This window comes from Roseicyclus mahoneyensis (assembly GCF_003148775.1).
Taxonomy (GTDB): domain Bacteria; phylum Pseudomonadota; class Alphaproteobacteria; order Rhodobacterales; family Rhodobacteraceae; genus Roseicyclus; species Roseicyclus mahoneyensis.
On the sequence record NZ_QGGW01000005.1, the window covers coordinates 43508 to 57303 of the forward strand.

Sequence of the window (13796 nt, forward strand, 5' to 3'; positions counted from 1 at the left end):
GCCTATACGCCCCCATCCGCGCCGCTTGGTGCGCGATACCTCCACGGGCCCTGCTGGACGACATCCCGGCTTGTGCCATCACCCTTTGAACAGGAGACCACGATGTCGATTACGCCCGAAGAAAAGCAGCGCCTGATGACCGAATTCGCGACCAAGGAAGGCGACACCGGTTCGCCCGAGGTTCAGGTCGCGATCCTGACCAGCCGCATCGGCACCCTGACCGAGCATTTCAAGACCCACAAGAAGGACAACCACTCGCGTCGTGGCCTTCTGATGATGGTTGCGCAGCGCCGCAAGCTTCTGGACTACGTCAAGTCCAAGGACGAGGCGCGCTACTCCAGCCTGATCGGCCGTCTCGGCATCCGTCGCTGAGGCAAAGTCCGGCAAGATCGTGAAAGGGGCCGCCGCGTGCGGCCTTTTTCTTTGCCGCGGGCGGATCATACCATACCAAATGGTATGGACGTCGCGGATACAGCATACCATAAGATATGCAAAGAAAGGAGGGCGCCATGATCCCCTTCACCCTTGCCGCCGCATTGTCCGCCGCATGGCTTGCCCTGCACCTTGTCGCGGGCGGCCGCCAGATCCTCCGGCCGCTGCGGCTCAGCGCACTGGACCCGGTCGTGCGCGACACGCACTTCCTGTGCTGGCACTTCACCTCGGTCGCGATCGGCGCAATGGCGGTTTTCTTCACGCTCGCCGCAGTTTCCGGTATCGCGGCCTATGGGGTCGCAGGCGCCGGGCTGGCCGCGGCCTTCTGGCTATGCGGTGTAGGTCTCGTCATCGCCTTGCGGCAGCGCCATGCGGATTTGCCGCAAGGCTGGTTGTTCCTTCCCGTGGCGTTTCTGGGCCTGTGGGGCATCCTCGCGTGAGCGCCCGCCTCACGCGCGAGGATTGGCTGGATCTGGGCCTGCGCCAATTGGCACAGGGCGGGGCCGAGGCGGTCAAACTGGCGCCTGTCTGCAAGGCCGCGGGCGTGACCCGGGGGTCGTTCTATCATCATTTCGACGATCACGACGCCTTTTTGCAAGCCATGGCACGACACTGGGTGCTGACCCATACCGAAGGGCTGGTGGCGCGCTTTCCCGCCGCCGCCAGCGCCGGGGAAAAGGAGCGGCTGCTGACCGAGATGGCGATGCAGGTCGATTTCCATGTCGAACTGGGAATCCGGGAGGTCGCCCGGCGCAATGGCGCCGTGGCCGCCATCGTGGCCGCGGCCGATGCGCGGCGGCTGCAGGTCCTTACGATGCTATACGCCGAGCGGTTCGGCATCGACCAAGATCGCGCCCGGATGGCCGCCAAGCTGGAATATGCGGCTTATGTCGGCGCGCTCCTCATCCAGTCCGACATCGGCGCGGTCGAACAGCGCGCGATGGCCGATACCGTTTCGGCGATGATGGCGGCCTATTTCCGGGCCGATGGGCGTGACTGACTGCGGCCCTTGCGCCGCACCGCCGGCGCATGCGGGGCCGGCCACCGGATCGCTGCCGACGCGGCTCCGGTCCGGCCTTGGCACGGCCTGCCGATCTTGCAAACCGCTTTCCAACAGCGAGGAAAACCTGTAAGGCGCGGCCATCTGAGACGTGACGCCCTGACCCCGGCGCATGGAATGATAAGGGGGTCGGCGGCAATGGGGCCGCCATTTGACTGAAGGACCGGGCAGGGGCCCGGAGTGCCTTCGAACAGGAAACGATAGATGTTCAATATCACGAAAAAGTCGATGCAGTGGGGCGAAGAGACGCTCACGCTGGAAACGGGCCGTGTGGCTCGTCAGGCCGATGGCTCCGTCATCGCCACACTGGGCGAAACCAGCGTCATGGCGAACGTGACCTTCGCCAAGGAAGCCAAGCCCGGGCAGGATTTCTTTCCTCTCACGGTCCATTATCAGGAAAAGTATTACGCAGCCGGCAAGGTTCCCGGCGGCTTTTTCAAGCGCGAGGCGCGCCCGTCCGAAAAGGAAACGCTGACCGCGCGCCTGATCGACCGCCCGATCCGCCCGCTCTTCGTGCCCGGTTTCAAGAACGAAGTTCTGGTGATGTGCACGGTGCTGTCGCACGATCTGGTCAATGATCCCGATGTGGTCGCGATGATCGCGGCCAGCGCCGCGCTGACGATCTCGGGCGCGCCTTTCATGGGCCCGATCGCGGGTTGCCGCGTGGGCTATGAGGATGGCGAATACATCCTGAACCCGACCGTCGACGACATGCAGGACCTGCGCAACAACCCCGACCAGCGTCTCGACCTGGTCGTCGCGGGCACCAAAGACGCGGTCATGATGGTCGAGTCCGAGGCCTATGAGCTGTCCGAAGAGGAAATGCTGGGCGCGGTCGTCTTCGCGCATGAGCAGATCCAGCCGGTGATCGACCTGATCATCGATCTGGCCGAGGATGCCGCCAAGGAACCCTTCGATTTCCAGCCGCCGGATTACTCCGCGCTTTACGATGCGGTAAAGACCGCGGGCGAGGCGCAGATGCGCGCCGCCTACGCGATCCTCGACAAGCAGGAACGCACCACGGCCGTGGCCGCCGCGAAAGCTGCGATCAAGGAAACCCTGACCGAGGACCAGCTGTCCGACGCCAATCTGGGGTCCGCGCTGAAAAAGCTGGAATCCATGGTCATGCGCTCGGACGTGGTCAAGAACGGCCGCCGGATCGATGGCCGTGCCCTCGATGCCGTCCGCGCCATCGACTGCCAGACCGGCGTTCTGCCGCGCACCCATGGTTCGGCGCTCTTCACCCGTGGTGAGACGCAGGGCCTTGTCGTGACCACGCTGGGCACCGGCGATGACGAGCAATTCGTCGACGCCCTGCACGGCACGTCCAAGCAGAACTTCATGCTGCACTACAACTTCCCTCCCTATTCGGTGGGTGAAGTGGGTCGTGTGGGCAGCCCCGGCCGTCGTGAGATCGGTCACGGGAAACTGGCATGGCGTGCGCTGCAGGCCGTGCTGCCCGCCTCGACCGATTTCCCCTACACGATCCGCGTCGTGTCCGAGATCACGGAGTCCAACGGCTCCTCGTCCATGGCGTCCGTCTGCGGCGGTTCGCTGTCGATGATGGATGCGGGCGTGCCGCTGAAAGCACCCGTCGCCGGTGTGGCGATGGGCCTCGTGCTGGAAGATGACGGCTCTTACGGCATCCTGACCGACATTCTGGGCGACGAGGATCACCTCGGCGACATGGATTTCAAGGTCGCGGGCACCGAGGCCGGGATCACCTCGCTCCAGATGGACATCAAGGTCGCGGGCATCACGCCCGAGATCATGAAAAAGGCGCTGGAACAGGCCAAGGCTGGGCGTCTGCACATCCTGGGCGAAATGGCCAAGTCGATGACCGCCCCGGGCGCGTTCTCGATCCATGCCCCGCGCATCGAGACGATGCAGATCCCGACCGACAAGATCCGCGAAGTGATCGGGTCGGGCGGCAAGGTGATCCGCGAGATCGTCGAGTTGTCGGGCGCCAAGGTCGACATCAACGACGATGGCGTGATCAAGATCGCCAGCCCCAACGCCGAGTCGATCCAGAAGGCTTACGACATGATCTATTCGATCGTGGCCGAGCCGGAACAGGGCGGCATCTACAAGGGCAAGGTCGTGAAGATCGTCGATTTCGGTGCCTTCGTGAACTTCTTCGGCAAGCGTGACGGCCTCGTGCATGTCAGCCAGATCGAGAACAAGCGCCTGAACCACCCCTCCGACGTGCTCAAGGAAGGGCAGGAGGTCTGGGTCAAGCTCTTGGGCTTTGACGAGCGCGGCAAGGTCCGTCTGGCGATGAAGATGGTCGATCAGGCCACCGGCAAAGAGTTGGAAAAGCAGCCCGAAGAAGCGGCTGACTGATCTTTCCCTTGGAATCAAAAAGCTGACAGAGGGCGCGCCTAGAAAAGGGCGCGCCCTTTTCGCGTTGTGTTCCGGCGTAGCGCAACGCGTCCGTCGGGTGGTACGGACCGCGCCGGCGGTCGTCTTCCCGGCACAGACCCGAACCGGGCCGCTCCCCGCACAGGCCGGGAAACCGGCACCTGCGCGCGCTGTCCGGCACACTGTCAGATGTCTGTCCCGATGCCGCGCCATCGCGGCTGATCCACGACATAGGGGGTCTTGTGTCAGCTTTGCCACAAGATGACCGCGTCAGGCCGTCCGCCTGCCAGAGTCGCAAGCCTCCGCCTTGCCCTGGTGACCAATTCGTGAGGTGCATGCCACTTGTCCACAGGGTGGAAAATGGACAGATATAACTGTGATTTAATGACGATTCTCCGTCCCGACACGAAGGAGGTGACGCAATGCTGACACGCCGGCATTTCATCATCACGACCGCCACGCTGTTTTCCGGCGCCATTGCGGGGCCTGTGCTGGCGCAGGACCGGGTGTCGTTCGACGCCTCCGTGACGCGCCCCGATCCTGATCCCAATGCCAACAATCCTTGGGGTCTGCACCCGCGCTTCATGCCGACGCGCGTGCAGCATCGCGCAGGTCTGCGGGCGGGCGATGTCCATGTCGATGCGGTGGCGCGCTATCTCTATCACATCGGCACCGATGGCACCGCGATGCGCTACGGCGTGGCGATCGGGCGGCCGGGGCTTTACGAGCCGGGCACCTTCCGCATCGGTCGCAAGGCGGAATGGCCGTCGTGGACCCCGACCGCGAACATGATCGCCCGCGAGCCGCAGGTCTATGCGCAATTCGCCGGTGGCGTTCCCGGCGGCCCAGAGAACCCGTTGGGCGCGCGCGCCTTCTACCTCTATGCAGGCAACCGCGACACCTACCTGCGCATCCACGGAACGCCGCAACCGTGGTCGATCGGCACCTCGGCCTCGTCGGGTTGCGTGCGAATGGTCAACGCGCATGTCATCGACCTGTATGAGAACGTCGATGTCGGGGTGACGGCCTACTTGTATCCTCAAGCCTGACGGCTTCGGCAGCGGTGGATAGAAAAAGGCCCCGGCGTGACCGGGGCCTTTCCACGTTTGCGCCTGAGTGGTCAGGCAGGCATCTTGACCGTGCGCAGATAGGGCAGCTTGACGTCGACCTCGCCGAACCGCGCCCGCGCCGCCTCCGTGTCGAGCGACAGGGCGACGATCACGTCTTGCCCATGCACCCAATTGGCGGGCGTGGCGATCGGTACGCCATAGGTCGCCTGCAACGCATCGAGCGCGCGCAACACCTCGGCAAAGTTGCGTCCGACCGACATCGGGTAGGTCATCATCAGCTGCACCTTGTGATCGGGTGACACGATGTAGACCACGCGCACGCTTGCGCTGTGGGCGGCGGTGCGTCCATCGGGCAGGTAAGCGTCGGCGGGCAGCATGTCGAGCGCCTTGGACACCGTCAGGTCGTCATCGGCGATGATCGGGAACCCGGCCTTGGCGCCCGATGTCGCCTCGATATCGGCTTTCCACTTCACATGCTCGGCGGCCTTGTCGACCGACAGGCCGATGACCTTGGTGTTGCGCTTGGCCCATTCGTCGGCCAGCTGCGCCACGGCCCCGAATTCGGTGGTGCAGACCGGCGTGAAATCCTTGGGGTGCGAGAACAAGATGAGCCAGCTGTCACCTTGGTAGTCGTGCATCGCAAAGCTGCCCTGATCGGTCTCGACGGTCAGGTTGGGGAAGATGTCGTTGATGCGCAGGCCCATGGGTCGGCTCCATTTTTATTTGCGTCGTCAATCACTCTTCACATAGGGACTTTGCGTGACAGGTTCACCGCCCAAACCCGAACTCGTTCTTAATAAGTCGGGACATTCCGCCGCAGCGCGGCACAGCGGTCGTATGTTTTGCGATCTCACCCCCGGCAAGATGGTCGTTCGCGGCCTCTGCCCTGTCGCCCTGTCGCCTTGAAGCCCACGGCCGGGGATGACAGGCTGTGCCCCGAACATGGGAGACGATCATGCACCATAGCACCGAATTCTACATCAACGGGCGCTGGGTCGCTCCGGCCACGCTGCGCCCGCTGCCCGTCATCGACCCCTCGACCGAAGAGGTCTGCGCGACGATTTCCTTGGGCGATCAGGCCGACACCGATGCCGCCGTTGCCGCCGCCCGCGCGGCCTTCGACGGCTGGGCCGCCACCCCGATCCCCGAGCGCATCGCCGCGCTGGAGCGTCTGCTTGCCGCCTATACCGCACGGGCCGAGGACATGGCGCAGGCGATCACCGCCGAAATGGGCGCGCCCATCGACTGGTCCCGCCAGCAGCAGGTCACCTCGGGCGATTGGCATTTCGAGGGCTTTCTGGCCGCCGCGAAAGAGATGGAATGGGACCGCCCGCTTGGGCCTCACGCACCGGGCGAGCGCATTTTCCACGAACCCATCGGGGTGGTCGCGCTGATCACGCCGTGGAACTGGCCGATGAACCAGATCGCGCTCAAGGTCGCGCCGGCGCTTCTGGCGGGCTGCACGATGGTGCTGAAACCCTCCGAGGTCGCGCCGTTGTCGGGTCTGGTCTTTGCCGAGATCGTGGATGCCGCGGGCATCCCGCCGGGCGTGTTCAATCTTGTGAATGGTGACGGGCCGGGCGTGGGCAGCCAGCTGTCAGCCCATCCCGATGTCGACATGGTCAGCTTCACCGGATCGACGCGGGCAGGCCGCCTTATTTCCATCGCGGCGGCCGACACGATCAAGCGCGTGAGCCTTGAGCTTGGTGGCAAGGGCGCCAACATCATCTTCGCTGACGCCGACGACAAGGCGGTCAAGCGGGGTGCCACCCGCTGCTTCAACAACTCGGGCCAATCGTGCAACGCGCCGACCCGGATGCTGGTGCAACGCGACCGCTATGAGGCAGCGGTGGAGATCGCCGCCCGCGTCGCCGAAGAAACCCCCGTCATCCCCGCTGCCCAAGAAGGGCGCGGGATCGGCCCTGTCGTCAGCGAAGTGCAGTTCGACAAGATCCAGACGCTGATCCAGACCGGCATCGACCAAGGCGCGCGGCTGGTCGCGGGCGGCACGGGGCGGCCCGGTCACCTGAACCGCGGCTTCTTTGTCCGGCCCACGGTCTTTGCCGATGTGACGCCCGACATGACGATCTACCGCGAGGAAATCTTTGGCCCGGTTCTGTCGATCATCCCCTTCGACACCGAGGAGGATGCGGTGCGCATGGCCAATGACACGGTCTATGGCCTGACCAACTACATCCAGACCACCGACAAGGACCGGCTGCGCCGCATGGCACGACGGCTGAAGTCGGGGATGGTGGAATGCAACGGCAAGGGGTTCGGCAAGGGCTCGCCTTTTGGCGGCATGAAACAATCGGGCAATGGCCGCGAGGGTGGCCCTTGGGGCATCCACGAATTCCTCGAGGTCAAGACCGTCAGCGACTGGGATTGATGTCATCCGCACTGCGGTTTCGCCGCAGTGCGGAAATTTGTCGTGGTCCCGTCGCGCAATCCGCCTATCTCCGACTCAGACGGCAGAAGGAAGCGTGGCATGGGCCCGATTGTCTTGATCCTCGGCAGCGGTCCGGCTGCCGTGGCGGTAAAGAGTTGGGACCGGTCGGTGTTCGATCAGGTGGTGGCGATCAACAACGCTTGGCGCCTGCGCCCGGATTGGGACGTGTCGATCCACCCCGAGGATTTCCCGCCCGAACACCGCCCCCCGGGCCTGCTGGCATGCCAGCGCCGCATCGAGGCGCGCGATTATGTGCCGGTGCAGAACACCTATGGCGGCTTCGTCTACGCGGGCGGCACCATGGCCTTCACCGCCGGGTATTGGGCGTTGGGCGCGTTGAAACCCCGCGTGATGGCGTTTTTCGGCTGCGACATGGTTTATGCCGCGACCGGGCGCACGCATTTCTACGGTACCGGCACCGCCGACCCGCTGCGCGCCGACATCACGCTGCAAAGCCTCGAGGGCAAGGCCGCGCGGCTGCAGATGCTGGCCGCGGCACAGGGCTGCGCTTGCGTGAACCTGTCGTGGCAAGACAGCAGACTGGTGTTCCCACGTGCCACGCTCGACGATCTGGCGGATACGCTGCCGGTCGCGCCCGATGGGCCGGCGCTGGCCGCCGCACAGGCGCGCGAGGCCGAACTGGGCTATATGGTGCCCTCGGGGCGCTACTGGGAAGAGGCGGACCGCTTTGACGCAGCCGCGCTCAGGGATCTCGACGCGCTATGGCTTGCGGCTCAGCGCGCCTCGGTCAGAACGGCGTCTTCGCCTGAAACAGCAGCCCTTTCCCGCCGTCTGGATGCCGCAGCTTCAGGCTTTCGGCGTGGAGCATGAGGCGCGGGTAATCGCGCGCCGCGCCCGTCGCATAGAACGGATCGCCAAGGATCGGATGGCCGATCTCCAGCATGTGCACGCGCAACTGGTGTGACCGCCCGGTCTTGGGGTAAAGCCGCATCCGCGTCGTCCCCTCCTCCACCCGGACACGCCGCCAGTCGGTCTGCGCCGGGCGGCCGTTTTCAGGATCGACATGCTGGCGCGGCCGGTTGGGCCAGTCGACGCCGATCGGCAGGTCGATTTCCCCCGCAGCCTCGGCCACCTCGCCCCAGACGCGGGCGACATAGGTCTTTTTCATCTGCCGCTTCTCGAATTGCAGCCCCAGATGGCGCTGGGCGTGCGGCGTCAGCGCAAAGACCATCACGCCCGAGGTGTCCATGTCCAGCCGATGCACCAAAAGCGTGGTCGGAAAGGCACCCTTCAGCCGCGCCAGCAGGCAATCGGACAGGTGATCGCCCTTGCCCGGCACCGACAACAGGCCGGCGGGCTTGTTGACGATGACGATCTGGTCGTCAGCATGCACGATATCGAGCGGCGCGTCGGGCGGCCGGTAGTCAAAGGCCGGGTTCGGGCCGGGATCTATGCCTGGATCTGGGGCTGTCGCGGTCAATGGCCGGGGTTCGACTTGGCGAAGGCGGCTTTCTGCGCCTCGTCCGCCTCGGTCTGGTGCTGCGCCTTCCAGTCGTTATAAGGCATCCCGTAGACGATGGTGCGCGCAGCCTCCTTGTCGATGTCCAGCCCGCGTTCGGTTGCGGCTTCCTGATACCAGCGGCTCAGGCAGTTCCGGCAAAAGCCAGCAAGGTTCATCATGTCGATGTTTTGCACATCTGCGCGCTGGTTGAGATGGTCCAGCAGGCGACGAAAGGCGGCGGCTTCCAGTTCGGTGCGGGTCGCGGGGTCTAGGTCGGGCATCGGCGTCTCCTGAGCGTTCCCCCCAAGATGGGACGGGCCGGTGCATTTGTCACCCCCAGCCCGCGCACGCCTGTCCTTCCGTCACAAGAAGGGTTCTGCCGTGCTCAGCGTCACCCGCGGGATCAGGATGGTGGGATCGTAGATGCCCTCGATCACCGCGACCGCCTCTGTGCCGACAAGGATCAGGGTGCCTTCGTCGAGGTTGGTGAAGGACAAGGTGCCGATCGCGTTGCCGGGATCGATCTCGATCCGGTCGGCGGCTTCGAAATCGCGGATCGTCACGGGCGCCATCTCGCCGCGGTTCACGACCACGAAAAGGTCAGCGGTGTTCGTGCCGCCGCCGATCATCACGTCGCCATGATCGCCGATCAAGGTGTCATTGCCCTCGCCGCCCGACAAGATGTCGGGCCGCGGAACCGACCCGATCTCGCCCGGGGCGAGCTGCTCGACATTCGCGGAGGAGATCGCCGCCGCGATGCGCGTGTCGAACCGGTCGGCGGTGGCGCTGCCGTGCCGGATTTCGATCTGGCTGCGCAGTTCGGCCCCGAACTCGGCAAAGATGCCGTCCGCAATGGCTTCGGGCGTGATCTCGATCCCGATAAGGATATCGTCGCCATCCCCGCCGAAAAGCGTGTCCTGATCGCTGCCGCCGATGAGCAGGTCATCGCCCGCACCGCCGAAAAGCAGGTCGCGGCCCGCCCCTCCCAGCAGAAGGTCACGGCCTGCGCCGCCCTGCAGATTGTCATTGCCCGCACCACCCAGCAGAACATCGTCGCCCGCGTTGCCGACAAGCGTGTCGTTGCCCGCTTCGCCGAACAGGAAATCCGCGCCCGCGCCGCCGGAAACGAAATCGGGTCCGCCTGCCGCAAAGATCATGTCGTCGCCCGCGGTGCCGGTCAGGGTTTCATCGTCCGAGCTGCCGCCGCGGACGATGCCGTTGCCCTGCGGCGTGGCTGCCTGGGCCGGATCATCATCGTCGTCGCCGCCAAGGCCAAGGGCACCCAATAGCGCAAGCGGCAAAAACAGCAGCAAAAGTTCCAAGATTACATCCCCCGATGATCGTTACGCGATCGAAGGGATTACTTTTTATCGAATTAAGTCAATAGGCTGCGCGCATCACTCCGCAAGCCGAAACAATGCAGGGGCATCAATCGGAACTGTTGCCCAATTCCGCCTGAGCCAGCGCGGCGACCAGCTGCGGGGCGAGCCTTTTGCCCCAATCCGCCTGTGCCTGAGGTGTTTCGATCAGATCGTTGCGAATCTCGACCAAGACATGCAGCCGCCCCGGCTGCACCGCGTGGCGATCCAGCGCGTCGCCGGGCAGATGGCCGGAATAGGGCTGGTTGTCGCCCACGCACAGGTCGGGCTCGGCGTTCAGCCGCGCCAGCAGCGGCAAGGCCAGTCGCGTGTCGCCTGCATAAAGCACGCCCACATGCCACGGACGCGGCGGGCGGCCGACCAACTGCGGGGTAAAGGAATGGATGGCCACGATCACCGGCCGGTCGCGGTCCGCGATCAGCCCCGCCAGCGCGGCGTGATAGGGCCGGTGGAACAGGTCGAGACGCAGTTCGACCTCTGCCGCATCGGCGTGGCGGTTGGCTGGGATGATCGAGCCGTCATAGATCTTCATCAGAAGCGTCGGGTCATCTTCGCCCCGGTTGGGGTCGATCACCAGCCGCGAGAACCCGGACAGGATCACCGGCCCGTCGAGCGCCTGCGCAAGATGGCGCGCCACCCCCGCCGCGCCGACATCATACGCGATATGGCGCGCCATGTCGGCCTGCGGCAGGCCGAGATCGCCCTCCGCCACCTCCGGCGGCACAAGGTTGCAGGCATGGTCGCAGGTCACCACCCAGCGCCCGCCCCGATCCGCGCCCTCGATCTCAAAGGCTGGCGTCATGATGTCGTCATGGTCCTCATGTGTCTCGACTGCGGACATAGGCAGTTTGCAAAAGCTTGGCCAGTGCCTGGGGCAAGCCGGTTGTCCGACGACCGGATTTGCGCCATAGAGCAGTAAGAACAGGGATGTTTGCGCTAACACCGGCGCGGGCCACGACGGCAGAATACGAGGAAACGACCGATGAAACGCGACCGCAACGTCAAGATCGTGGCAACCTTGGGCCCCGCCTCGGACGGGGAGCACATGATCCGCAAGCTGTATCAGGCGGGCGCGGATGTCTTCCGCCTGAACATGTCGCACGGCAGCCATGAGGAGATTCGCGCCCGCCATGCCGCGATCCGCAAGGTGGAACGCGATGTGGGCCGCCCCATCGCCATCCTTGCCGACCTGCAGGGGCCGAAACTGCGCTGCGGGGTCTTCGCGGATGACGAGGGGCATATCCTCAAGAACGGCGCCTCCTTCCGCTTCGATCTGGACGCGACGCCGGGCACCGCGCGGCGCGTCAACCTCCCCCATCCCGAGATTTTCGCGGCGCTGGAACCGGGCGCGCGCCTTTTGGTCAATGACGGCAAGGTGCGCCTGCGTGTCGATGCGTGCGGCCCGGATTTCGCCGAATGCACCGTGATCGCCGGTGGCCCGGTGTCCAACCGCAAGGGCGTGAACGTGCCCGATGTGGTGTTGCCGCTGGCCGCGCTGTCGGAAAAGGATCTGGCTGATCTGGAGTTTGTCTGCGCGCTTGGCGTCGACTGGCTTGCGCTCAGTTTCGTGCAACGTGCCGCCGACGTGCTCGAGGCGCGCGCGCTGGCCAATGGTCGCGCCGCCATCATGTCCAAGATCGAGAAGCCCGCCGCCGTCAAGGCCTTCGACGAAATCCTTGCCGTGTCCGACGGGATCATGGTCGCGCGCGGCGATCTGGGGGTGGAACTGCCGGTGCAGAACGTGCCGCCGATCCAGAAGCGTCTGGTGCGCAAATGCCGCTCGGCCGCCAAGCCGGTGATCGTCGCCACCCAGATGCTCGAGTCGATGATCGAAAGCCCGATGCCGACGCGGGCCGAGGTGTCGGACGTGGCGACCGCCCTTTACGAAGGTGCGGATGCGGTGATGCTGTCGGCGGAATCGGCGGCGGGCAGCTACCCCGTCGAGGCCGTGCAGACGATGAGCAATGTCGCCTTCGAGGTCGAGAACGACCCCAATTTCCGCGAGATCATGGTGGCCTCGCGCACCATCAAGCGCTCCACCACTGCCGATGCCATCGTCGCCGCCGCCCGTGAAATCGCCGAGACCGTCGATATCAAGGCGATCTGCTGCTTCACCCAATCGGGCACCACCGCCGCACTGGTGGCCCGCGAACGCCCGCGGGTGCCCATCCTTGCGCTGACCCCCCTGATCGACGTCGCCCGCCGGATGGTCCTGACATGGGGCTGCCAGTGTTACATCACCGGCGAAATCGACCGGTTCAAGGGCGCCGTGGTCTCGGCCGCGCGCGCGGCGCGTGAGGGCGGCTACGCCACCGAAGAAGACCAGATCATCGTCACCGCCGGTGTGCCCTTCAACGTGCAGGGATCGACCAACATCCTGCGCGTCGCCCCTTGCGCCGAGCGCCTGATCTACGCCAGCGACCCGGAGTGATCCGGGCACTTGCCCTGTCCGCCCTGCTGGCCTGCCCTGCAGGTGCGCGGGTGCTGGACGGGCAGATCGTGGCGCAGGACGGGGCAGGGCGGTTCGTGTTGCTGGACGAGCCGCCGCTGGCGGTTGGTGAGGATATCTTCGACAGCCCCGACCTGATCGCTTTCGACGAGGCGCAAGGCGTTGTCCTGTCCGTTGCGCTGCGCCTCGACATCGGCGCGCCCATCTCCACCGGAACTGTTGTGGCGCTTCATTCCGTGGTCTTCGACGGCACCGGCGGGCGGCAGCGCGGCTGGGTCTTGTTCGACGCGCCGATCCTCGGCGTGGCGACCACGCCCGCGACGCTTGCCGCCACCGATCCGCTGTCCGGGGTGCCCACGCTTTGGCTGGGTCACGAGATGCGGGGGCTTGAACCGGGCGACCGTGCGTGGATCGACGCGGATGATCCGCGGCGTCTGTGGGTCGACTGGGCGGGCTCGTCGCCCGGCGATCACCTGCGGGTCATCACCCAAGCCGCCCCGATGATGTGAGCCGCGCGGTGGGGCTGGCGCGGGCGCAGGGTGTGCCGCATAGTCCGGCCATGACACTCGACCCCGACATCTTGATCGTGATCGCAGCACTGGTGACGATCCTTTCGTTCTCCTCCAGCGTGGCCGCCTGGGTCGACGGGCGCTTGCCCGTCTTGGCTCTGGCCTCTCTCGCAATCGGGCTTGGTCTGCTGGCTTGGGTCCATCTGGGGCTGGTCGAGGGCGGGCTGACCCCGCGTGCGATCCCCGATGCCTTCATCCATGTGGCGGCCATGGTTCTGAACTGATCGCGGGGGCGCAAGCCCCTCTGGACAGGCTGCGGCAATGGCTGTAAGCGACGCGCTCCAACGGTGCGGCCGGCCAGATACGGCATGCCGAGTCGCGCCTGAACGATCTCTAGAAGACAGGAGACGAAAATGCCGAAGATGAAGACGAAGTCGAGCGCGAAAAAGCGCTTCAAGGTCACGGCCACCGGCAAGGTGGTGGCGGGACAGGCCGGCAAACGGCACGGGATGATCAAGCGGACGACCAAGTTCATCCGCTCGGCCCGCGGGACGACGACTCTGTCGGCGCCCGATGCCAAGATCGTCAAGTCCTACATGCCCTACGACCGCTGAGGAGGCCGAAA

At 65.2% G+C, this 13796-nt stretch carries 16 protein-coding genes; 11 read left to right on the forward strand and 5 right to left on the reverse strand.

From position 1 onward, the window contains the following. Positions 1–102 precede the first annotated feature (102 nt). The 5 genes from rpsO (at position 103) to C7455_RS11275 (ending at position 4902) form a co-directional block, all read left to right on the forward strand. Positions 103–372 carry a 30S ribosomal protein S15 gene (rpsO, locus tag C7455_RS11260; RefSeq protein WP_109668293.1) on the forward strand — a complete coding sequence of 90 codons (270 nt, stop codon included), beginning with the start codon at positions 103–105 and terminating at the stop codon, positions 370–372. Positions 373–509: 137 nt separating this feature from the next. Next, entirely contained in the window at positions 510–872 is a 363-nt protein-coding gene (locus tag C7455_RS20150) for a hypothetical protein (RefSeq protein ID WP_170119062.1), read from the forward strand. Further along, a complete protein-coding gene (locus C7455_RS20155) occupies positions 869–1432 on the forward strand; it encodes a TetR/AcrR family transcriptional regulator (RefSeq protein ID WP_170119063.1) in 564 nt (187 codons plus the stop codon). Before C7455_RS20150 ends, C7455_RS20155 begins: the two co-directional genes overlap by 4 nt. 264 nt (positions 1433–1696) lie before the next feature. Continuing rightward, positions 1697–3835 carry a polyribonucleotide nucleotidyltransferase gene (gene pnp / locus C7455_RS11270; RefSeq protein WP_109668298.1) on the forward strand — a complete coding sequence of 713 codons (2139 nt, stop codon included), beginning with the start codon at positions 1697–1699 and terminating at the stop codon, positions 3833–3835. A gap of 440 nt (positions 3836–4275) precedes the next feature. Further along, positions 4276–4902 (forward strand): L,D-transpeptidase, encoded by a 627-nt coding sequence (locus C7455_RS11275; protein WP_109668300.1) that lies wholly within the window; start codon positions 4276–4278, stop codon positions 4900–4902. A gap of 71 nt (positions 4903–4973) precedes the next feature. Here C7455_RS11275 and C7455_RS11280 read toward each other — a convergent pair whose 3' ends face one another. After that, complete coding sequence (locus tag C7455_RS11280; protein WP_109668302.1) at positions 4974–5627, reverse strand: peroxiredoxin; 654 nt, start codon at positions 5625–5627, stop codon at positions 4974–4976. Between the two features lie 251 nt (positions 5628–5878). Between C7455_RS11280 and C7455_RS11285 the strand changes: the two genes are divergently transcribed. After that, positions 5879–7312, forward strand: a complete 1434-nt coding sequence (locus C7455_RS11285) for an aldehyde dehydrogenase family protein (protein WP_109668305.1) — start codon at positions 5879–5881, stop codon at positions 7310–7312. A 99-nt stretch (positions 7313–7411) separates the two neighbouring features. Next, complete coding sequence (locus C7455_RS11290) at positions 7412–8203, forward strand: hypothetical protein (protein WP_245904307.1); 792 nt, start codon at positions 7412–7414, stop codon at positions 8201–8203. On the opposite strand, the gene C7455_RS11295 is transcribed toward C7455_RS11290, so the two are convergent. From C7455_RS11295 to C7455_RS11310, 4 genes are all read right to left on the reverse strand, one after another. Further along, the gene (locus C7455_RS11295) at positions 8121–8813 is read right to left on the reverse strand and encodes an RluA family pseudouridine synthase (protein ID WP_245904308.1); all 693 of its coding nucleotides are present in this window, start codon (positions 8811–8813) and stop codon (positions 8121–8123) included. The genes C7455_RS11290 and C7455_RS11295 overlap by 83 nt on opposite strands. Beyond that, entirely contained in the window at positions 8810–9115 is a 306-nt protein-coding gene (locus C7455_RS11300) for a DUF1244 domain-containing protein (RefSeq protein WP_109668306.1), read from the reverse strand. The genes C7455_RS11295 and C7455_RS11300 overlap by 4 nt, the downstream gene beginning before the upstream one ends. 81 nt (positions 9116–9196) lie before the next feature. Continuing rightward, positions 9197–10156: a calcium-binding protein gene (locus tag C7455_RS11305; protein ID WP_109668308.1), complete on the reverse strand. Its 960-nt coding sequence runs from the start codon at positions 10154–10156 to the stop codon at positions 9197–9199. A 106-nt stretch (positions 10157–10262) separates the two neighbouring features. After that, on the reverse strand, positions 10263–11054 hold the full coding sequence (locus C7455_RS11310; RefSeq protein ID WP_425450639.1) for an N-formylglutamate amidohydrolase: 792 nt from the start codon (positions 11052–11054) through the stop codon (positions 10263–10265). A gap of 141 nt (positions 11055–11195) precedes the next feature. On the opposite strand from C7455_RS11310, the gene pyk reads away from it, so the two are divergent. From pyk to rpmI, 4 genes are all read left to right on the forward strand, one after another. Continuing rightward, positions 11196–12644, forward strand: coding sequence for a pyruvate kinase (pyk, locus tag C7455_RS11315; RefSeq protein WP_109668311.1), 1449 nt, complete (start codon positions 11196–11198; stop codon positions 12642–12644). Beyond that, positions 12641–13171, forward strand: a complete 531-nt coding sequence (locus tag C7455_RS11320) for a hypothetical protein (RefSeq protein ID WP_109668313.1) — start codon at positions 12641–12643, stop codon at positions 13169–13171. Before pyk ends, C7455_RS11320 begins: the two co-directional genes overlap by 4 nt. Before the next feature lie 50 nt (positions 13172–13221). Beyond that, complete coding sequence (locus C7455_RS11325) at positions 13222–13455, forward strand: hypothetical protein (protein WP_146199990.1); 234 nt, start codon at positions 13222–13224, stop codon at positions 13453–13455. Positions 13456–13584: 129 nt separating this feature from the next. Then, positions 13585–13785: a 50S ribosomal protein L35 gene (rpmI, locus tag C7455_RS11330; RefSeq protein ID WP_109668316.1), complete on the forward strand. Its 201-nt coding sequence runs from the start codon at positions 13585–13587 to the stop codon at positions 13783–13785. Positions 13786–13796: the final 11 nt, after the last annotated feature.

Coding starts and splice junctions, on each gene's coding strand:
- C7455_RS11310 (WP_425450639.1), bottom strand. CDS start 11,054: ATGTCCGCAGTCGAGACACATGAGGACCATGACGACATCATGACGCCA.
- C7455_RS11300 (WP_109668306.1), bottom strand. CDS start 9,115: ATGCCCGACCTAGACCCCGCGACCCGCACCGAACTGGAAGCCGCCGCC.
- C7455_RS11275 (WP_109668300.1), top strand. CDS start 4,276: ATGCTGACACGCCGGCATTTCATCATCACGACCGCCACGCTGTTTTCC.
- rpmI (WP_109668316.1), top strand. CDS start 13,585: ATGCCGAAGATGAAGACGAAGTCGAGCGCGAAAAAGCGCTTCAAGGTC.
- rpsO (WP_109668293.1), top strand. CDS start 103: ATGTCGATTACGCCCGAAGAAAAGCAGCGCCTGATGACCGAATTCGCG.
- C7455_RS11325 (WP_146199990.1), top strand. CDS start 13,222: ATGACACTCGACCCCGACATCTTGATCGTGATCGCAGCACTGGTGACG.
- C7455_RS20150 (WP_170119062.1), top strand. CDS start 510: ATGATCCCCTTCACCCTTGCCGCCGCATTGTCCGCCGCATGGCTTGCC.
- pyk (WP_109668311.1), top strand. CDS start 11,196: ATGAAACGCGACCGCAACGTCAAGATCGTGGCAACCTTGGGCCCCGCC.
- pnp (WP_109668298.1), top strand. CDS start 1,697: ATGTTCAATATCACGAAAAAGTCGATGCAGTGGGGCGAAGAGACGCTC.
- C7455_RS11290 (WP_245904307.1), top strand. CDS start 7,412: ATGGGCCCGATTGTCTTGATCCTCGGCAGCGGTCCGGCTGCCGTGGCG.
- C7455_RS11285 (WP_109668305.1), top strand. CDS start 5,879: ATGCACCATAGCACCGAATTCTACATCAACGGGCGCTGGGTCGCTCCG.
- C7455_RS11280 (WP_109668302.1), bottom strand. CDS start 5,627: ATGGGCCTGCGCATCAACGACATCTTCCCCAACCTGACCGTCGAGACC.